Raw genomic sequence first — 19,210 nt, forward strand, 5'->3', positions numbered from 1 at the left:
GAGGTCGCTCACGGTGAGCCACCGGTCGTTGGTCTCGGAGCTGTAGCGAAAATCCTCGGCAACGGGCCGGCCGACGTGGGCGTTGCCGTTCGTCCAGCCGCCCGAAAGCCAGCCGGGGTTGACGATGAAAAGGTCGTCGAACTCGAGCACGCGGCGCGACTCGTCCTCGGTAAGCAGCACTTCGTGCAATTTTTCTCCGGGACGGATGCCGACGATGTCGTGCCGGCACTCCGGCCCGATGGCGCGCGCCAGGTCTATCAGACGCATGCTCGGAAGCTTCGGAACGAAGATCTCGCCGCCCTGCGTCATGCCCAGACAATTGATGACGAACGCGACGGCCTGGTCGAGGGCGATCCAAAAACGGGTCATGCGCGGATCGGTGATCGGCAAGACGCCTTTCCCCCGCTGCGCAAGAAAAAACGGAATCACGCTGCCGCGGCTGCCGATGACGTTGCCGTAGCGCACCACGGCGAAGCGGGTCTCGCGCGCGCCCGCGTAGACGCCGGCGCCGATGAACAGCTTGTCGGCGCAGAGCTTGGTCGCGCCGTAGAGATTGATCGGATTGACCGCCTTGTCGCTCGACAGCGCGATCACCCGGCGCACGCCGCAGTCGATGGCGGCGTCGATGATGTTGGCCGCGCCGATGACGTTGGTCTTGATCACTTCGAGCGGATTGTACTCGGCGGTCGGCACCTGCTTCAGCGCGGCGGCATGGACCACGACATCGACGCCCTCGAAGGCGCGATGCAAACGGTCCCGGTCGCGCACGTCGCCGATGAAGCAGCGGATCGCGGGATAACGCGCTTCGGGAAACCGCCGCATCATGTCGAGCTGCTTCACTTCATCGCGGCTGAAGACGATCAGCTTCCGCGGCCGATGGAGCGATAGCACCGTCTCGATGAACTTTTGGCCGAACGAGCCGGTGCCGCCGGTCACCAGAATAACTTGATTATCGAATCCGTGAGACATGGTTCACCTTTTCTTTACGCAAACCGAGTGCCACGCCGGCGGGGAAACTTTTACCCGCGAGAAGCGCGTACCTGTGCTGGAGCAAGATAGAGGCCAGGGGGAAATCAGGAGTTAGGATTAGGAATTAGGAGTTGGGGAGGCGGAAGTCCGAGTTGAGGGAGTAGGTTCCCCCAGCGGAATCCGTACGCTGAAGGTCGAGCCTTGCCCCACCTGGCTTTCGACGGCGATGGTGCCGTCGACGAGCTCGAGCAGACGCCGCGCCGTGTAAAGCCCGAGGCCGAGACCGCCATAAGTGCGGGAATCGCCGTCATCGATTTGACGGAAGCGGTCGAAAATGACTTCTCGGTCTTTTTCTTCGATGCCGATGCCCGTGTCTTTGACGAAGATCTCGATGCCACCTTCCACGCCGGCCGCGCCCAGGACGATCGTTCCTTGCTGGGTAAATTTTGCCGCGTTGTCGAGCAAGCAGGTCACCACCTGCTTGAGCCGCCTGGGATCGGTATAGACCGTCGGCAGCGGCATGCGGTAGTCGCGCTCGAACGCGATGGGCTTGCCCTCCAACAACGTCAGCGCCGGCTCGGCGGTTTCGTCGAGCAGCGCGGGAAGATCGACCGCCTCGCGCCGCGCCTTGAGAAGATTTCCTTCAAGCTGCGAGAGGTCGAGGATATTGTCGATCATGGTGAGCAGGTGCTTGGCGGCCTTCATGACCTTTTTCATGCCTTCGCGGATCTGCGGCGTCGTCTCGCCGAAGATGTTGTTCAGGATCATGCCGGGATAGGCCATGATGATGCTGAGCGGCGTGCGCAGCTCGTGCGAGACGATGTGGAGAAATTTTTCTTTGACGCGAAGCGCTTCCTGAAGCGCCTGGTTCAACTTCTGAAACGTGACGGCCTTCTCTTCCGATTCGCGGTACAGGCGCGCGTTTTCCAGGGCCACGGCCGTCAGGCCGACGAACGTGTTGAAGTAGCCGATGTCCTGCGGGCTCCATTGCCGCTCGCGGCGGCAGTGGACCGACAGCACCGCGATCGATTTTCCGGCCCACTCGACCGGCAGCAACAGGTGGGCGCGGTAACCGGCCGCGGCGAAAAAATCTTTTTCCCACGACGCCGGCGCCCGGTCGAGGTCGGCGATCACGAGCGCCTCCTTCATCTCCGCCACCCAGCCCGCGAGGCTCCTTTTCTGGGGAATGGTTTTGCCTAGAAGACCCTCGATTCCGGCCGCGCCGGCCACTTCAAAGCCGTCGTCTTTGGGCACGAGCACCTCCGCCGCATCCGCGCCGAGCAGTTTCATCGCGTGCGCGGCGACGTTCGGGAGCAGCTCGTCCAATCCGGCGAGAACCGCGATCTGCTTTCCGGCGTCGACGAAACGGGAGAGATAGGCGCTCGTCTGGACCGCGGCAGGCGCCAGGGGCGCGGGACGGGACGGCGCTTTTTCACCGGCGCGCGCGCCGTTCGGCTTGCTTTCTTTTCTTGCGGCCGGCTTTTTCCATCCCATGGCTGAGGCGAAAAGCTCCCGGCTCTTTTCAATCTCGACCACCACCGGTCCGATCATCTCGCGGCATTCATCCTCCGTCACTCGGAGCAGCTCCCAGACGGATTCGTCGATGGCTCCGGCGCCGCGCTCCCCGCCGTTGCCGATCTCGGAACTCTCGCACAGAAAATCGGCCACGTGAACGATGGCGACGATCTGGCGCACCGTTTCGTCGGCGTCGCGCGGCACCTCCAGCGGCGTGCGGTGAAACGCAATCGAGTATCTGAGGAGCGGCGGAAACCCCCATTGATTGGCCGCCGCCTGTCCGACGACGGCGTGGTCGGTGCCGAGCGTCCGGTGCTCGGCCTCGGAGAGCGAAAGCCCCTCGGCCGCCGTGATCTCGACCGCCTGCAGAAGCTCCTTTTTAAAAAAGCGGTACAGTAAGACCTTGCCCATGTCGTGGAGCAGCCCGGCGATGAAGGCTTCTTCCGGCGTGCGGTGCCTGAGACGCGTCGCGATGGCGCGGGCCCAGACGCCGCAGCCCAAGCAGTGCTCCCATAATTGTCCGATGCTGAGAGTCTCGTTGTCGTCCTCGGGAAAGGAGCCGAAGGTGAACAGCGTCAACGCCAGCGAGGCGATCGCGTCCATGCCGAGGATGGCGACCGCTTGCGACACCGTCGTCACCTCGCGCGACTGGCCGTAAAACGGAGAGTTGGCGATTCTCAGCAGGCGGGCGGTGAAGGCCTGATCGAGGACGATGACCTTCGCCATGTCGCGCGCGCCGGCCCTCTCGTCCCAGGCGACCTCGAGGATCTTCATCGCCACCGGAGAGAACGGGAGCTGGGTGACGCGCTCGATGACTCGATCGACCCGGTGCACGCGAGCGGAGGAGCCGTGCTCGGGAATGATCCTATGGAAAGGAGTGAGGTCGGGCGCGACGGCGCCGGGTGATTTTCTTGCTCGATTTAAACCGTCCATCTAGTCTGCTCAGTTTCAGGTTTCGAGCTGCGGGTTTCGCGGCTCATCGGCGTTCATGTTTTCGTCGCCTAAAAACTTGATCCTTCGACGCGCTCAGGATCAACCCTGTCCTCGACTCTGAGGGAAGAGCCCTGAGCCTCGGAATCGAACGAGAGCGAGGCCGAAGGGGTTAAAACACCAGGCTCGAAACTGCCTTTCTCGGCACTGCCGGAGTTCGCGTGGGCCATTGGTCCCGCCGGGTGTGCCGCGCGCGATTTGTTCTTCAAGCCGAGGAGGCCGCTGCGCAGATATTCAGCGTCGATTCCCAGCGTCGCGCATATGTTTTCGAAGGAAAATAACCAGTCGCCGTCGGGGTCGAAAATCCAGCTATCGACCTCTTCGAATTCTCCGTTGGGCTTGCCTTTCGCGTCGCCGACGTGCCTTCGATAGCACTCGACGGCGTCTTCCAGGACCGCCCACATTAGCCTTATTTCAGGCTCGATCGGCGTCTTTCGGCGCAGCAGGTCGAAATACTGCACCGGCAGAAGCGCGTCAGGCCCGAATAAGCCAAATACCTTTTCTTTCAAGCGCATTTCGGCATGTTCCATCGCAGAAACCCCTCTACTGCATTTTCGGCTGATGGGACCGAAACTTTAGGATTAGCGGGGATTAATCAAAGGATAGCGGAGCGGATAGTGCTCGACGACGAGCTGGAGCCCCAGGCTGGAGGACGGGTTCAGGAGAATCGGGCCTTGCAGATTGGCGGTGATGTCTTCGACGCGCTCGCGCAAGGTGACGATGACAAAAACCGACAGGTCGGCCGGCGAGCCGGCGCGGAGGACGGCCAGCGCCTCCGGCGGCGGCTTGAGCGCATAATCGGAGACTATGGAATGCGGCGAAACCAGGGGGAAGCAGAGGTCGTCCTCCTCGGCCTGGAGAACGAAGAAGGGCGACGCGCTTCCATCCCCCGGTTGATACGGGCTCAGAATAAAATTTCGCTGCGAGGAAAACCCCAAGAGGCCGTCGGGAAAGAACAACCGCCTCTCCCCCCTGGATGGGATCGCGATAGCGTCGATATCCTGCTTTGCCGGACTAGCCACTTGAGCCTTCCCCCTTTTCCGCGTGCCAGCGTTTGGCCAGGGCCTCGAGCGGCAACGCGTCCCCGAGACCTTTTGCCGCGGCGCTGTTCTCTTCTTTGAGCGCTTTCAGAATCTCCTCGCGCAACACGCGCACGTGCTGCGGGGCGGTGATCCCGAGCTTCACCTGGCCGCCCGCGGCGGCGACCACCGTGACGACGATATCGTCGCCGATCGTGATGCTTTCACCGGGCCGGCGTGCAAGAACGAGCATGGCATTCTAACGGAGGAAATCGAGGATGCTCGGCTGGATCGCCCGAGCCGACGACTGGAGGGCCGCCTGGAAAGCCTGCTGGAGAAGGGCGAAGTCCGAAAAGACTTTGATCGCGTCGATGTCCTCTATTTTAGAGCGCGTCTCCGTGGTCCTGAGCTTCATGATCTCCAGGCCGGCGCGCGCCGTGTTCAAAGTCTCCAAACGCGCGCCGATCTCGGCGCGAAAACCGTGGACTTGATTCAATCCGCTGTCGAGCCGTCCGATCTGCGTGGTGATTCCGTTTGGGCCGGCGACGTCATTGGCGTTGAGCGCGGTCTCGAGGTCGGAAAGAGTGTCGAAGAGGTCGGTGCCGCCAGCCACTCCCACTCCCTGGAAGAGCTTGTCGCCGGGCAAGTTGATGGCGACGTTGGTGGAGCTGTCGGCCTGAATGAATATGTCGTTGCTGTCGCCGCTGTAAGTGACGACTCCAGCCGCCAGGGCGAAAGGCGCCGCGCCGTTGACAAAGCCGGCGAACATGTAACGGTTCTCCAGCTTGGCGTTGCCGAGAGCGACGAGCCGGGACAAGAGCTGATGCACTTCGGCGGCGGCGTTCGCCCGATCCTGCGCCGACATCGCGCCGTTCGCCATCGCCACGGCCAGTTCCCTGGCCCGGTTGAGAACGTCGTCGACGTCGCCCAGGACCGAATCGGTCTGATTGAGAAACGGCAGCGCGCTGTCGATATTTTTTTGATACTGGTCAAGCGAGGCCTGGAAGCTTTTGAGATCGACGGCGCGGGCCGCGCCGAACGGATCGTCCGAGAGCCGGTTGATGCGCTTGCCCGAAGAGATCTGCTCCTGCACCGCCGCCAGCCTGCGCATGGCCTGCTGGACGTTCTCCTGGACCTGATTCGCGAGCGATTGATTGCTGACACGCATGGTTGATTCTTTTTTTTTACTTTTTACTTTTGACTTTTTACTTTATCTGACCATTCCCAAAATCGTCTGGTACATCTCGTCGCCGGTTTTGACCAGGACCGAGGCGGCCTCGAAGGCGCGTTGAAACATGATCATCTTGGTCATCTCTTCCTCCAGGCTGACGCCGGAAAGCCCGTCGCGCCGGACCTGCGCCTGGTTGAGCAGCGCCTCTTGGAAATCTAAGTTGCGCTCGGCGGCCTCCGCCTTAATGCCGACGTCTTGCACCAGGGACACGTAATATTCGTTGAACGTCTGGTTGCCGAGAACGGGGAACGCCGTGTTGCGCAGATTCGCCATCGCCAGCGCGTTGCCGTTGTCGCCGGGCACGCCGGCGGCGGTGGCCGAGGCGGCGATCAGATTCGTGTCGGCCGCGACGGCGGCCGTGATCTGGAGGCTGTTGGCCGCGCCAGCGACGGCGCCGATCGGGTTGAAGAAGTTGCCGCCGGCCGCGCCGTTCAAGTCGAAGCCCGCCGCATGCTGGACATTGACCTCATCGGCGATGGTCTTGGCCAACTGATCGAGCCGCCCGATCATGCTCGGAAGCTCCTGGTCGCGCATCGTGAGAACGCCGCCGAGCTCGCCCCGAGTAAAAAACGTCGTCGCGTCGAAAGTGAGTCCCGACGGGCTCCGGTAGTCAACGGTATGGAGTCCGTTGAGTCCGACGTTGCTGGCATCGAGCGTAGCGGCGCGGTCGCCGCTCACGAGCAAGAGCCCGCCCGACGTGACGGTGACCTGCCCCTGGGCGCCTTCGGTGATCGTCGCGCCGGTCAGGCGGGAAATATCCTGGAGCAGGAGCTGGCGCTGGTCCCTCAAATCGTTCGCCGGCTGCCCCGCCGCTTCGGCGGCGGCAATCTGCCGGTTGTAATCGGCGATCTGCGCCAGCACCGAATTCACCTGGCCGACAACTTGGCCGACGTCTTTGTCCAAATTGAACTGCGCGTTGCTGAGCATGCCGCGCGCCTGGCGCAAGCGGTCTCCCAGTGCATTCGCCTTGCCGATCAATGCCGTCCGCTCGGCCTGCCCGCCCGGATTATTCGACAGAGCGGACCAGGCGTTGAAAAAATTGTCGAGCGCCTCTTCGACTCCGCCGGCGACCGGGAAAGCGTCCTGGACTGCGCCGAGAGCGCGCGCCGCGGCCTGGGAAAAACCCCACTCGCCGTGGCGGCCGAGAAGCTCCGTTTCGGCGAACCGATCTACGACGCTTCTGACGCTTTCGACCGAGACGCCGTTGCCGAGCAGGAGCTGGCCGTACGTGATCGGAAAAGATGTAGAGAGAATCAAGCGCTGGCGCGAAAAGCCGGGAGTGTTGACGTTGGCGATGTTATGACTGGTGGTTTGAATCCCCTGCTGATGGGCCTGCATGCCCCGCGCCGCGATGAAAAGACTGGTCAGGATAGACATGGCGGTTAGACTTTGCCTTGAATCAGGCCCGACGACGGGCGCGAAGCGCCTGCGGCTCCCTGCTCGCCGTAAAGACGCACCTCGGGAAGCGTCAATGGACTCAACGCTTCGCGAATGTGACCCAGAAGATTTTCCATCAAGCTCAAAAGGCTCTTTTCCTCCGCCTGAAGCTGCGCATAGACGCGGCGCGCCTGCTCGCGGAGACGGCTAAGCTCGGTTGCTTGCTCGGCCGATGAAGCGCGGCCCAGGATCGCTTGCAGCGATAAGTTGGTATCCCCGCCGCCGAGTTGGCTCGTGATCCGCTGTCTTTTTTCCTCGACGGCGCCGAGATTCAACAGCAGCGCCTCGCGGCTCTCGATGCGCTCGATCAGCGTTGAGATCTGCCATGCCAGGATCGCTTTCCGCTGGGCGGACAAATTGTCCAGCAGGTCCTGGCCCAGCGAGATCTCTTCGCCGATGGCCGCGGCCAATTCCGTAAGATCCTGAGTCATTGAAAGTTTTTACTCCTTGCCCTGCTTGCCCAAGAGACGGGCGACTTCGCTGCGGGCGACGCTCTTCGCCACCTCTTCCGCTTCCACGTGGTAAGTGCCCGCGGCGATCTGTTCTTTGATTTTGTCGACCTTCTCGGCCCGAAGCTCATCGCCTTTGCCGGCCAGCTCGGCGGCCTTCTGCAAATGCCGCGCTTCATCGGAGATGCTGATCTTGGCGGTCTCGCCGGCTTGCTGGGCGCCTTTCTCCCCTTCTCCGCGCGCTGGGGCGACGCTTTTATCGTTCTGGACGTGCTGCGAGATGCCGGGATCGATAAGATCTTTACCGGTGATCTTCATGTCTTGTTCTCCTCTTTTTCGTTAAAGCGCGGGACCGCCGATGTTATCGGGGTCCTACATCTGTTTACATCGGCGCCTACGCCTGTTTCTTTAACGAAATTTACCCCCTCTTGACCCCGCTGGCAAACTGTTGAAAACCAACCACTTGCGTGGGGTCGATCGCCTGCCCGTTTTTATGCACCTCGAAGTGGAGATGCGGCGCCGTCGACCGCCCGGTCGAACCCACCAGGGCGATTTCCTGTCCCGCGGCGACGTCATCGCCGGGATTGACCAGATTGGCGGCGGTATGGGCATAGCGGGTCGTTATCCCATCTCCATGATCGAGCGTCACGAGATTGCCGTAACCGTCGGCCCAGCCGCTGAAGACAACCTTTCCGGCCGCCGCCGCCTTGATCGGGCTGCCGAGCGGAGCGGCGATGTCGAGTCCTTTGTGAAATTTGCTCTCGCCGGTAAAAGGATCGGCGCGGAATCCGAATCCTGAAGACACTACGCCGGTTGCCGGAGGATCGAAATCGTGGCTGTGATGATCTTCGGCAATACCGCCGCCGTGCGTTTTCAACGCGCTATGCTCAAGCGACCGCGCCGCGTTCGAGTCCAGGGCTTTGGTCGCGCCGGATTCCATCGCCTTGCCGGCGCTCCGGTCAAGCGCCTTTTCGATCATCTTGCGTAGCCCCATCCCTTCCCTTCCGGCGATCGCCCGCGACACTTCGGTGTCCGCAAGCGTCATATACACGTCGCTCTGGAGTGAGTCGCTTTCGAAGAGACCGCCTTTGGGGATAGAAGCCCGCATCGCTTTAAGAACCTCGAGGAAAAGCAGCGAGACGAATTCTTGCGCCGCCTTCTGCTTCTCCTTTGGAGTAGCGTTGCCGGTCTGAGCCGCGCCCAGCGCCTGCGCCCTTTCGGCGATCAGGTTCTCGACGTTGAATTTATCGACCGGGTTGATCATCTTGCCATTTTCGATTTTAGATTTTGGATTTTCGATTTAATTGAAAATTCAACACTCAAAATTCAAAATTTTCTTACATTATGACTAACTCCGCCTGCAGCGCTCCCGACTGTCTCAGCGCTTCGAATACGGCGAGCAGATCTCTCGGCGTTACGCCGAGCGCGTTGAGCGCGAGCACGACCTCGCTGAGATCGACGCCGGTGCCGGGAAGCTCCATCAATTGGCGTTTTTCCGGCTCAACGACGCCGATTTTTGTGTCGGGCACCACAACCGTCTGCCCCCTGCCGAACGGCGCCGGCTGAGACACCCGCTGGTCCTCTTTGACGGTGATGTGCAAGCCGGCATGAGCCACCGCCACGGGGGCGATGCGCACCTTTTTCCCGATGATGACCGTGCCGGTGCGCTCGTTGATCACGACGCGGGCCGGATTGTCCGGCGAGACCTCCAGCGATTCGATCGCAGAGATGAAGCCGATCGGGTTGGCCTGAAATTCAGGCGGAACTTTTACCAGGACGACTCCCGGTGAGACCGGCTGGGCGGAGAATTTCAAGTCCGCCCCGTTGATGGCGTCGGTGATGCGCTGCGCCGTTGTGAAGTCCGGTTTGTTGACGTTGATTTTGACCTCGCCTTCGAGCGTGAGAATTTCGGACGGGATCGCGCGCTCGAGCAGCATGCCTGCGGTCACGCGTCCGGTTGTCTGGTGGTTTTTGCTGAGGCGCGCGCCGATTCCGAGCGCGGTGTAGCCGCCGCCGAGAGTGACCGGCCCTTGCGCGACGCCGTAGACGCGGCCGTCGGGCCCCTTGAGCGGCGTGAGCAGCAACATGCCGCCGGAAAGACTCTGGGCGTCGCCGATGGATGAGACCAAGGCGTCCAGGCGATTTCCCGGCTGGGCGTACGGCGGAACTTCGGCCGTGATCATGACCGCCGCTACGTTCTTCACGCGCACGGCGGCGGGATCGACGCGGACCTGGTAAGCCTGCAAGAGGTTCGTCAGCGTCTGGACGGTGAATTCGGTGTTCTGCCGGTCGCCGCTGCCGTCGAGCCCCACGACCAGACCGTAGCCGATGAGTTGATTGGTGCGCACCCCCTCGACCTGCGCGAGGTCCTTTATACGCGACGCTTCGGCGGAAGCGCACAGCAGCACAGAAAATTGCAAGATGAAAATTGCAAATTTGAGATTTGAGATTTGAGATTTGAGATTCATGTTAGAACGGCCATATCCAGTCGAAAATCCACGTCCCCCAACCCGACCTCTGCTTGTCGGCGACGACGCCGGCGCCGCTGAGCGTGATATGGGCGTCCGCGATCTGGGTGGACAACACGGAGTTGTCGCGCGCGATATCTTCCTGGCGCACGATGCCGGTTAAGGTGATGTGCTGCTGTTCGTTGTTGACGCCCACGGTGCGCATCCCTTTGATGACGAGGTTGCCGTTGGGCAGTACCTGAGTCACGACCGTCGTGATATTCGCCGTGACTTTTCCCTCTCTCGTCGTGCTGCCTTTGCCGAGATGCGAGTTCTCGGCGCTCGCTTCCGCGAAGTTCTGCGACATCGGCACACCGAAAAGCTTTTTCGCGGTAAAAAAATTGTCGATCCTGCCGTTGATCGAAGACTTGCGCGAAAGATCGGTGTCGGCGGTGTTGCTCGCCTGGGCCGCCTCGACGACTTTGATGGTCAGGATATCGCCGATGCGATTCGCCTTTTTATCGGCGTAGAAAAATACATGATCGTCTCTGGGCCAAAGCGAGCCGGTGGAAGCCGGAGTGCGCGTGGTTCGCGAGACCGGAACGTCCCCCAGGCGCTCCGTCTCCAACCGTAATTCCTCGGCGGACGGCGTGGGAATGAAGCGCCGCTCCAAACTGCACCCCACGAACCAAGGCAAAAGTAAAAAGGAAAAAGTAAAAAATAAATCCCGGAGTTTCCCTATTGCTATTTTGTTTTGCATTTGGGCCTTTTCTTACTTTTGCCTTTTTACTTTTTTTACTGGCTTACCTTTACCGTTCTTCCATCAATCACCACGCCCTGAAGCAGTTTTCCCGAGGCGGGATTTTTAACCCGTATCACGTCGCCCACTTTTCCCGCCTGCAACGCCTCTCCCACGGCCTCGACGCGGAGCCGCTCGGTCTCATAGATCAAGAGGACCGGGCCGCCGTGGCGCACCACCTGCGGCGGCTCGGCCAGAGACGAAGTTAAAACTTCATTGGCGTTGGTCGCGCGCGCAACCTGTTTGCCGATCGCGTCTTCTATTTTGGTCAACGGGCGGGGATTCGACGAGCTGATCTCGCGCCAGTCGAGGCGCACGTCCTCGGAGCCGATCACCTGACGGCGCGCCAAGGGCCGCGCGCTGACCACGACGTTATCGTGGACCTTGATCTCGGTCCTGACCCAAATCTGGCTCTCCTCCTTGCCATCGACGTCCGCGGCCAGCAAAACCGTTTGAACGCCGGGCGTGATTCCCTTCGCGGGCTTGGCCACGCGCAAGGCGATCTTCCCGTGACGGACCGGCACCGGCTTGTAGGAAAGCGCGCGCACCTCGATCTGCTGCGCGTCCCAGACGCCGGTTGTTAAAATATAGCGGTGCAGCGTCTCTTCCACTTGTTGCTGGCTGACGACCTGACCCGCCTTTTCGTCCGCCGACGCGGTGAGAGACAATAGCAGCCCCATCAATGCGCCTATGATCGCGGCGCTCTTCGCCTCACGGCTCCTCACGATGCGCCTCCCTTTTAGAACCTGACGAGGTTGTTGGCGGTCTGCATCATCTCATCGGCGGTGCGGATCGCCCGGGAATTGATTTCGTAAGCTCTCTGGCCGACGATCAGATTGACCATTTCTTCGACGACGTTGACGTTGGACATCTCGACGAATCCCTGGAGCAGCGTGCCGAATCCTTCCCGGCCGGCAGTTCCCAAGATGGGATCGCCCGAGGCCTGAGTCGGGCGAAAAAGATTCCGGCCGAGACTCTCGAGCCCCGCCGGATTGACAAAGCGCGCCATCTCGATCGTGCCGATCTGTTGCGCCGTCAGCGTGCCGGGCTGGCCGACCGAAACCGTGCCGTCGACGCCGATCGTGAGCGAGATCGCGTCCTGCGGGATCGTGATCTCCGGCTGCAGCGGAAAACCCTCGCTGGTGACGAGCTTACCCTGGCTGTCTTTCTTCAAACTCCCGGCCTGGGTGTAGGCGATCTCGCCGCTCGCCTGGAGCACCTGGAAAAAGCCGTCGCCTTCGACCGCGACGTCCAGGGGATTGCCGGTGTGCTGCAGGTCGCCTTTGATGAAAAGTCTGTACGTCGAGACGGCGCGCGCGCCGTGTCCTACCTGCAGGCCCGACGGCACCTCGCGTCCCTGCGCCGAGGCGTTGCCGGGCGCTTGCAGCGTTTCATAAACCAGATCCTGGAAATCGAGACGGCTGCGCTTGAAGCCGGCGGTCTGCACGTTGGCCAGGTTGTTGGCGATGATATCGAGGGTCAACTGCTGGGACTGCATCCCGGTGGCGGCGGTCCATAAAGCTCTCATGTTATAACCTCGCTCCTTCCGACAACATTCTTGCGGTTGCCGAGTCCATCATCTGCAGGACTTTTCCATAGGCCTCGAACTGGCGGTGGATGTTGATCAGACCGACCATGGCATCGACGGGATTGACGTTCGCCCGCTCGAGATTGCCCTGGAGAATACGGTAATCCGGGGCCGGCTGAGCCGTTCCGTCGAGCGCCCGATACAGACCTCGGCCTTCTTTCGCGAGTATGCGCGGATCGCGAAAACGCACGATGCGCAATTTTCCGACTTCGCCCTCTTCGGAGCGCACGATCCCATCCGAGCTTACTTCCATTTTTTTGCCGCTGATGCGAATGACTTCGCCCTCGCGGCGGTTCCCGCTTTCTCCCAGCACCGGTTCGCCAAACGAGTTCACCAGTATTCCGTCGGGGGCAAGAGTAAAGTTGCCCTGGCGCGTGTAGCGAAATCCCCGGCCGGTGCGGATGACAAAGAACGCTTCGCCGTCGAGCGCCAGATCGAAGTTATTGCCCGTAGGTTGCAGTTCCCCCTGTGAGAAATCCGTGCGCTGCTCGGCGACGGCCACCAGGCCGCCGACCCGCTCTTGCTCCGCGGTCAGGCCGAGCAGCTCGCTGAAAGCCAGCCGCTGGCCCTTGAAGCCCGAGGTGTTCAGGTTGGCAAGATTCTGTGTCGTCACTTCAAGCCGGCGCATCTGCGCGACCGAGCCGGAAACAGCTTTGTACATCCCCGCGTTCATACGATGCCTCGCATTTCTGCAATTTATGTACCGCGTAGCGTGGCATCGAAGGCCCACGCCAGAGGCGATAAAGAATCGGCCTTTCTTGAAAGATTTTTACCGGCGGTCATTTTTTCCTACCCGCCGCCTAGCGCTGCAAGGCGGCATCTTTTTCCCTGTGGGCGGCACCATTCTCCCCTTTCAATATCGCCGCCGGAAACGCGGGCCGCTTTTTCCCCGTAACCGGCGCCGCCGGCTCTTCGAGCTTTTTCTCCCCGCGACGCGGCCCTTGCGGCTTGGACTCGATCGGCTTGTCGTCGCCCTTGACCGCCTGGCGGAGCTTGTGGACGAGCTGGACCTGTTGGAGCGGCAGGCCGAGCATCTTGGCCACCTGCTCAGCGCCTTTTCCTTCGGCAAGCAACAGCGCCGCCGAGGAGTATTGGTCGGGCTTGCCGAGATCGGTCTGCGTCAGCAAGTTGTGCAGCCGCTGCTCCGTGTTTTCAGCTCGGAGGATTACGGCCTCGAGATTTTTCTGCACCATTTCGAGCGAGCGGAAAAAGCTATTGTTGGTCAGCTCGGCGGCGCGCAGCACTTCCTCGAGACGGGCGAGCCGATCGTCGCGCACGCCGGACTTCCCGGCGAAAAGGCTCTTCGTTCCGACAAAAATCGGCAGGAGCGCCAGATCGTACAAACCGCTGAAGACGGCGGCAAACACTCGCCTGCCCGCTTGGCTTAAAAGGCAGAGAAGCAATCCTAAAACCGCGATCACGATCCAACTTGGATTCATATAGTCACCCCTTTCTTCCCTTTCACTTAAACTTTGATATCGAGCGAGCGGCCTACCTTTTCATCGGCCGGCTGTTTTTCTTCGGCCTGCCCAGCGTCCTTTGCGGCCTCGATTTCCTTTTCATCTTTTTCCGCCGCCGCGTCGCGCTTTTTTTCCTCCCGCTCCCTGTCCTTCGTCCGATCTCTCTCCCGATCGACCGCAACGGCGCGGTCGAGCGACACGGGAGGCGAGACGATTCTGTTTACCGATTCGGCCACGACGCATCACTCATAGACGCAACGACAAAAACTCCTCTCATGCCACCGTCTTCTTTGTCCGGCCTTTGGCCTCCGGCGCCTCCGCTGGCGTTTTCTTAGTCTTGGCTTGCGCTTTCTTTTCGCCGAACATTTCTTTCAATCGTCCGACCGCCTGGCCGTAAATTTGGCAGACGCGGCCCTCGGTGAGCCCCATGATCTCGCCGATTTCCCTGAGCGTGAGCTCTTCGTGATAATACAACGTCACGACGAGCCGCTCGCGCTCGGGCAATTGATCCACGGCCGAAGTCAGCTTCTCGATCAGGTCCTTGTCTTCGACGAACGTGAGCGGGTCGCGAAATGGATAATTGGCAAATTCCTCCTGCGCCTTTTCCCACTGTCCCTCGGACGTAATCGAAAGATCCTCGAGGCTCAAAAGCGTCGCCTCGCTCACCTTCTGCTCGACCCGGTAATATTCCTCCAGCGGGATGTTGAGCTCCCCTGCCATTTCTTCGACCGTCGGCGCGCGCGACAGTTGGCCCGCGAGCCGGCCGCGGGCGGCTTCCACCTTGCGCCCCCAGGAGCGCACCGAGCGGCTCGCCCAGTCGAGCGAGCGGAGACACTGCATCACTTCCCCCTCGATGCGGTAGCGGGCGTACACTTCGAAGGCGACGCCGCGCGTGGGATCGAAGCGGCCCAACGCCTCTAAAAGCCCGACGATGCCGGAATGAATCAACGACGTGAGGTCGACGCCGGGCGGCAGGCGCCGGTGGATTTTCTCCGCCACCATGCGGACGAGCGGGAGATAGGTTTCCACCATCTCGTCCCACGACTTCTGATCGGGAAGCGTTTTGGCTTCGGCTTTCAACTCGTCTCTCTCCTTGGCCCGAGAACGCGGCGGAAAAAGAACTGCATGTTGCCCTTGACCCGGCTCTCGTTCGCCGCTTGCTGAAGCAGCCGGGACGCGATCGTCGCAAACGCTTGCGCCGACGGCGAAGTCGCGGAATTCGAGCTCACGATTTGACCGTTCGACGCCGCGCGGCGAAGCTCCTGATCCCAGGGGACCCAGCCGAGAAAATCGAGCGAGATGTTGAGAAAGCGGAGCGCCGTGCGCGAGAGCGTGTCGTAGAGGCGCCGTGCGCCGAGCTCGCCTTCTACGGTATTGGCCAGGACCCAGAACCGTTTTTCGTGGTGCTTGGAGGCTAGAACTTTGAGCAGAGCGTACGCGTCCGTCATCGACGACGGGTCGGGGGTCACCACGACGATGATCTCCTGCGCCGCGGTGGTAAAGTACGTGACGGTATCGGAAATGCCGCTGCCGGTATCGACCAACACGACGTCGATGTCGTGCGTGAGCGCGTCGAGCTCGGTGATGAAGGCGATCTTCTGCGCGTCGGTGAGCGCGGTGACTTCTTGAATGCCGCTGCCGCCCGGCAGGAGCGAAACTCCCAGCGGCGTCGAGACGATGATCTCCGCGAGGCTCATATGGCCGGCAAAAAAGTCCGCCAGAGTGTAGCGCGGCTTGACGCCGAGAAAGAGATCCAGATTGGCGAGCCCGAGGTCCGCGTCCATCAGCAAGACTTTCTTTTGCCGGCGCGCGAGCGCCGCGGCCAGATTAGCCACGGTATTGGTCTTGCCGACGCCGCCCTTGCCGCTGGTCACGGCGAAGACCCGTGCCGTGGGCAGCATCGCCAAGCGGCCGTCCAACTCAGTCGCGGTCACGCCCAAGAAAGGGTTCCGCCGCGGAAAAACGGCCGTCGATCCTTCGATGGACTCAGGACTTCGATTCGTGAGCGCCTCGGCCGAAGGATCGACCCTGAGCCGGGTCGAACGGGTCGATAAGGAATCCGTTACATCAATCATCGTTGCTCCATCCCGATAGAACTAGATTAGCCAGCAGCTCCGGGCGACCCACCTGCAGGTCGTTCACCAGGTCCTGCCCGCCGGTGACGTAGGCAAGCGGCAGGCCTGAGACGATCGCCGTGTTGATGAGCGGGCCGAAGTAGCGGCATTCATCCACTTTGGTAAAGACCAGAGAGTCGAGACCGATCTTGCGGTAAACTTCCACCCAATCGGCCATGTCGCGGCCGTTGGTCGCCGCGCTGAGAAGCAGCATGCGCTTGAGATCGGAAACGGCGTCGAGCGATTCCGTGAGCTCTTCCACGCCGCTTTCGTCGCGCGGGCTGAAGCCGGGCGTGTCGAGGAGGACGCAATCGGAGCTCGAAAGCTGATCGAAAGCCTGCTCCAGGCTTGTCCGGTCGTGAGCGGCGCGGTAGGGAACGTCGAGAATCCCGCAATAACTCGCCAGCAGGTCGGCGCCGACGCTGCGCCCGCTCTCGAGGCTGATCCAGCCGACGCGGCGCGCTTTTTGTAGGAGGCGGACGGTGAGCTTGATGATGCTCGTAGTTTTTCCTACGCCGGTGGGCCCGACGAGCGCGAGCCGTTGCTGCTTTCCCGCTTTCGTCTGTAGTGCTTCAGCGCAGGGAATCAGCCGCGAAAGCGCGGCGAAAATCCGCTCGCGATCGCCTTTCGCTTCTATGCCCTCCATCGCGCGCGCCAGACGCGTGATGACTTCAGGCGAGAGACCTTGATCGAGAAGCTTCTCCGCCAGGCCCTTGCGTGCCACGCCGGGAAGAATCCAATGCAAGAGCGCGCGGACTTCCGCGATCCCTTCCTGAACTTCTTTCAGCGGTCCGGCGTCGCTTTCTCGCCGGTTCTCCGATTCTCCGCTTCCCCGATTCACCGTTTCTCCGCGAATACCGTCCGCTTCATCGTTCATCGCGGTCACCTCCACGCCCATTCCGTTGCCGGCCGCGACGCTCCGCGATTCCAAGATCAGAGCGTCGGGACCGAGCGACTTCCTCACCGCGCTCAGCGCTTCGGACATGTCTCTGCCTAAAAAATGTTTCGGTTTCATCGTTTCACCTTATGACCCCTAGAGATTGTATTTTGACTCCGTCGGTAATTTCCCGGTGCGACAGCACGACGACCTGCCGCAGATAATGGCTCAACAGTTGGCGCAGATGGCGGCGCACGTCGGGGCTCGCGAGAAAAACGGGCAGGAGCCCGCGCTGAGTAAACGTGTCCATCGCCTGGCGCGCGGCGGTGATGATGCGCTGCGCCGCCTGCGGCTCGAGCGCCATGTTCTCCTGCATGCTTTCGCGGATCGTCCGCTCGATCTGCAAGTCCACCGTCATGACGGGGAGAATGCCGTCGGCGTTGCGGCACGAAGCGGTGATCGAACGCGCCAGCGCCTGGCGGACGTACTCGGTGATTTGATCCATGTCTTTCACTTGCGGCGCGTGGTCCGCGAGCGTCTCGACGATCGTCAAGAGGTCGCGGATCGGCACGTCTTCGCGCAAAAGATTTTGCAGCACTTTCTGCACGCCGCCGACGGTCAAGTGCTGCGGGATCAACTCCTCCACAACTTTAGGATGCTCCTTGGCCAGCTCGTCGATGAGCCGCTGCACGTCCTGGCGCGTCAGCAGGTCCGGGCCGTAGCGCTTGACGATCTCCGAGAGATGGGTGATCAGCACGGTCTCCGAATCGACCACGGTGTGTCCCATCCCTTCCGCCCTGTCCTTGTCGGCGGAAGAAATCCACAGGGCGGGGAGGCCGAACGCCGGCTCTTCGGTGCGCTCTCCCGGCAAGGTCGCAGTCGAATCGGTCTCCGGCGACACGCTCATGGCGAGGAATTTTCCCGGCCTGAGCTCGCCCCTGCCAGCCTCGACGCCTTTGATGAGGATCGTGTACTGCTTGCTCCCGAGACGCAGGTTGTCGCGGATATGAATCTGCGGAATGAGGAAGCCGCGGTCGGTGAGCAGTTGGCATCTCAGCGCCTTGATGCGCTCGACCAGCCCGCCTTTTTCGCTGTCGATCAGCGGGATCAGCTCGTAGCCGACTTCGAGCTCGAGCAGGTCGATCGGCGCCGGCCGTATCGCCTCCTCGCGCTTCTGCGGCTTTTGACTCTCGGTTTCCGCCTGAAGCTGTTTCTTTTGCTCTTTGTCCGCCGCCGAATACGACAACCCGCCGGCGACCATGGCCGTGGCCAAAAAAGGCAGCGCCGGAAAACCGGGCATGAAAGCCAAGAGACCGAGAGCCGCCGCGACCACGCCGAGGACTTTCGGGTTGAACAGCAATTGACGCGACAGCTCGACGCCGAGACCGGACTCCGATGCGGTGCGCGTTACGACCAGGCCCGCCGCGGTGGAAACGATGATCGCGGGCACCTGGGCCACCAGGCCGTCGCCGATGCTGAGGAGACTATAGAGCTGGGCCGCCTGGGTGACGGACATTCCCTTTTGCATCACGCCGACGAAAAATCCGCCGAGGAGATTCACCGCGAGGATGATGAGGCCGGCGACCGCGTCGCCGCGGACGAACTTGGAGGCGCCGTCCATCGAACCGTAGAAGTCGGCTTCTTTTTGCACCCGCTCGCGCCGCCGCCTGGCGTCGGCGTCGTTGATGAGGCCCGCGTTCAAGTCGGCGTCGATCGCCATCTGTTTTCCGGGCATGGCGTCCAAGGTGAAGCGCGCCGCCACTTCGGCGATGCGCGTCGCGCCTTTGGTGATGACGACGAAGTTGATGACGGTGAGGATCACGAAGACGATGAAGCCGACGGCGTAATTGCCTCCCATGACGAAATGGCCGAAGGCCTCGATCACGCGGCCCGCCGCCGCCGATCCTTCCTCGCCGCGCAGCAGGACCAGACGCGCGGAGGCGACGTTGAGCCCGAGACGAAGCAAGGTCCCGAATAAAAGCACCGTGGGAAAAGCGGCGAACTCCAGCGGCTCTTTGATCGAGAAAGAAACCATGAGGATCGTGAGCGAAAAGGCCATGCTGATGACCAGCGCGAAGTCGAGCAGCCAGGACGGCACCGGCAAGAGCAACAGCATCAACATCGCCACCAGCGCGATCGCCGGCCCGGAGTCGCTCCACGAAAGTCCCGTGATCTCTTGCGCCTTTGCTTGACTCATTTTTTTTCTTCCCTAATTTTTGAAATTTTTCGCTTGAACTTGGCTCACGAAATCGGGAAAAAAGATGCCTCGCGCAAAGGCGCAACGCGCGCCAAGTTCGGAGAAATATTTTCTTCCT

21 protein-coding genes are annotated in these 19,210 nt (G+C 61.3%); all 21 read right to left on the minus strand.

Annotation, left to right across the window (positions count from 1 at the left end; all coding sequences use genetic code 11):
* Window positions 1-969 (minus strand): UDP-N-acetylglucosamine 4,6-dehydratase (inverting) (pseB, locus tag VGL70_13540; protein ID HEY3304548.1); only part of this gene is annotated, 969 nt, incomplete at its 3' end.
* Window positions 970-1,086: 117 nt separating this feature from the next.
* Window positions 1,087-3,417 carry an HDOD domain-containing protein gene (locus tag VGL70_13545; protein ID HEY3304549.1) on the minus strand — a complete coding sequence of 777 codons (2,331 nt, stop codon included), beginning with the start codon at window positions 3,415-3,417 and terminating at the stop codon, window positions 1,087-1,089.
* Between the two features lie 68 nt (window positions 3,418-3,485).
* Window positions 3,486-4,004: a hypothetical protein gene (locus tag VGL70_13550; GenBank protein ID HEY3304550.1), complete on the minus strand. Its 519-nt coding sequence runs from the start codon at window positions 4,002-4,004 to the stop codon at window positions 3,486-3,488.
* Between the two features lie 51 nt (window positions 4,005-4,055).
* The gene (locus VGL70_13555) at window positions 4,056-4,496 is read right to left on the minus strand and encodes a flagellar assembly protein FliW (GenBank protein HEY3304551.1); all 441 of its coding nucleotides are present in this window, start codon (window positions 4,494-4,496) and stop codon (window positions 4,056-4,058) included.
* Window positions 4,489-4,746 carry a carbon storage regulator CsrA gene (gene csrA, locus VGL70_13560; protein ID HEY3304552.1) on the minus strand — a complete coding sequence of 86 codons (258 nt, stop codon included), beginning with the start codon at window positions 4,744-4,746 and terminating at the stop codon, window positions 4,489-4,491. Before csrA ends, VGL70_13555 begins: the two co-directional genes overlap by 8 nt.
* 6 nt (window positions 4,747-4,752) lie before the next feature.
* The gene (gene flgL / locus VGL70_13565; protein HEY3304553.1) at window positions 4,753-5,661 is read right to left on the minus strand and encodes a flagellar hook-associated protein FlgL; all 909 of its coding nucleotides are present in this window, start codon (window positions 5,659-5,661) and stop codon (window positions 4,753-4,755) included.
* Window positions 5,662-5,703: 42 nt separating this feature from the next.
* Complete coding sequence (gene flgK / locus VGL70_13570) at window positions 5,704-7,101, minus strand: flagellar hook-associated protein FlgK (protein HEY3304554.1); 1,398 nt, start codon at window positions 7,099-7,101, stop codon at window positions 5,704-5,706.
* Between the two features lie 5 nt (window positions 7,102-7,106).
* On the minus strand, window positions 7,107-7,592 hold the full coding sequence (gene flgN, locus VGL70_13575) for a flagellar export chaperone FlgN (protein HEY3304555.1): 486 nt from the start codon (window positions 7,590-7,592) through the stop codon (window positions 7,107-7,109).
* Between the two features lie 9 nt (window positions 7,593-7,601).
* Window positions 7,602-7,928 carry a flagellar biosynthesis anti-sigma factor FlgM gene (flgM, locus tag VGL70_13580; protein ID HEY3304556.1) on the minus strand — a complete coding sequence of 109 codons (327 nt, stop codon included), beginning with the start codon at window positions 7,926-7,928 and terminating at the stop codon, window positions 7,602-7,604.
* A 100-nt stretch (window positions 7,929-8,028) separates the two neighbouring features.
* A complete protein-coding gene (locus VGL70_13585; GenBank protein ID HEY3304557.1) occupies window positions 8,029-8,874 on the minus strand; it encodes a peptidoglycan DD-metalloendopeptidase family protein in 846 nt (281 codons plus the stop codon).
* A gap of 73 nt (window positions 8,875-8,947) precedes the next feature.
* On the minus strand, window positions 8,948-10,078 hold the full coding sequence (locus tag VGL70_13590; protein HEY3304558.1) for a flagellar basal body P-ring protein FlgI: 1,131 nt from the start codon (window positions 10,076-10,078) through the stop codon (window positions 8,948-8,950).
* 1 nt (window position 10,079) lies between these two features.
* Window positions 10,080-10,817: a flagellar basal body L-ring protein FlgH gene (locus VGL70_13595; protein HEY3304559.1), complete on the minus strand. Its 738-nt coding sequence runs from the start codon at window positions 10,815-10,817 to the stop codon at window positions 10,080-10,082.
* A 35-nt stretch (window positions 10,818-10,852) separates the two neighbouring features.
* Entirely contained in the window at window positions 10,853-11,581 is a 729-nt protein-coding gene (flgA, locus tag VGL70_13600; protein HEY3304560.1) for a flagellar basal body P-ring formation chaperone FlgA, read from the minus strand.
* Between the two features lie 14 nt (window positions 11,582-11,595).
* Entirely contained in the window at window positions 11,596-12,384 is a 789-nt protein-coding gene (flgG, locus tag VGL70_13605; GenBank protein HEY3304561.1) for a flagellar basal-body rod protein FlgG, read from the minus strand.
* 1 nt (window position 12,385) lies between these two features.
* On the minus strand, window positions 12,386-13,117 hold the full coding sequence (gene flgF / locus VGL70_13610) for a flagellar basal-body rod protein FlgF (GenBank protein ID HEY3304562.1): 732 nt from the start codon (window positions 13,115-13,117) through the stop codon (window positions 12,386-12,388).
* A 127-nt stretch (window positions 13,118-13,244) separates the two neighbouring features.
* Window positions 13,245-13,883, minus strand: a complete 639-nt coding sequence (locus tag VGL70_13615; protein ID HEY3304563.1) for a hypothetical protein — start codon at window positions 13,881-13,883, stop codon at window positions 13,245-13,247.
* A 26-nt stretch (window positions 13,884-13,909) separates the two neighbouring features.
* A complete protein-coding gene (locus VGL70_13620) occupies window positions 13,910-14,140 on the minus strand; it encodes a hypothetical protein (protein ID HEY3304564.1) in 231 nt (76 codons plus the stop codon).
* Window positions 14,141-14,177: 37 nt separating this feature from the next.
* Window positions 14,178-14,984 (minus strand): FliA/WhiG family RNA polymerase sigma factor, encoded by an 807-nt coding sequence (locus VGL70_13625; protein ID HEY3304565.1) that lies wholly within the window; start codon window positions 14,982-14,984, stop codon window positions 14,178-14,180.
* Window positions 14,981-15,979 (minus strand): MinD/ParA family protein, encoded by a 999-nt coding sequence (locus VGL70_13630; protein HEY3304566.1) that lies wholly within the window; start codon window positions 15,977-15,979, stop codon window positions 14,981-14,983. The genes VGL70_13625 and VGL70_13630 overlap by 4 nt, the downstream gene beginning before the upstream one ends.
* Window positions 15,972-17,033, minus strand: coding sequence for a hypothetical protein (locus VGL70_13635; GenBank protein HEY3304567.1), 1,062 nt, complete (start codon window positions 17,031-17,033; stop codon window positions 15,972-15,974). Before VGL70_13635 ends, VGL70_13630 begins: the two co-directional genes overlap by 8 nt.
* Before the next feature lie 4 nt (window positions 17,034-17,037).
* Window positions 17,038-19,092, minus strand: a complete 2,055-nt coding sequence (gene flhA / locus VGL70_13640) for a flagellar biosynthesis protein FlhA (protein HEY3304568.1) — start codon at window positions 19,090-19,092, stop codon at window positions 17,038-17,040.
* Between the last annotated feature and the right edge of the window lie 118 nt (window positions 19,093-19,210).

The organism is Candidatus Binatia bacterium, from assembly GCA_036504975.1.
Lineage (GTDB): Bacteria > Desulfobacterota > Binatia > UBA9968 > UBA9968 > JAJPJQ01.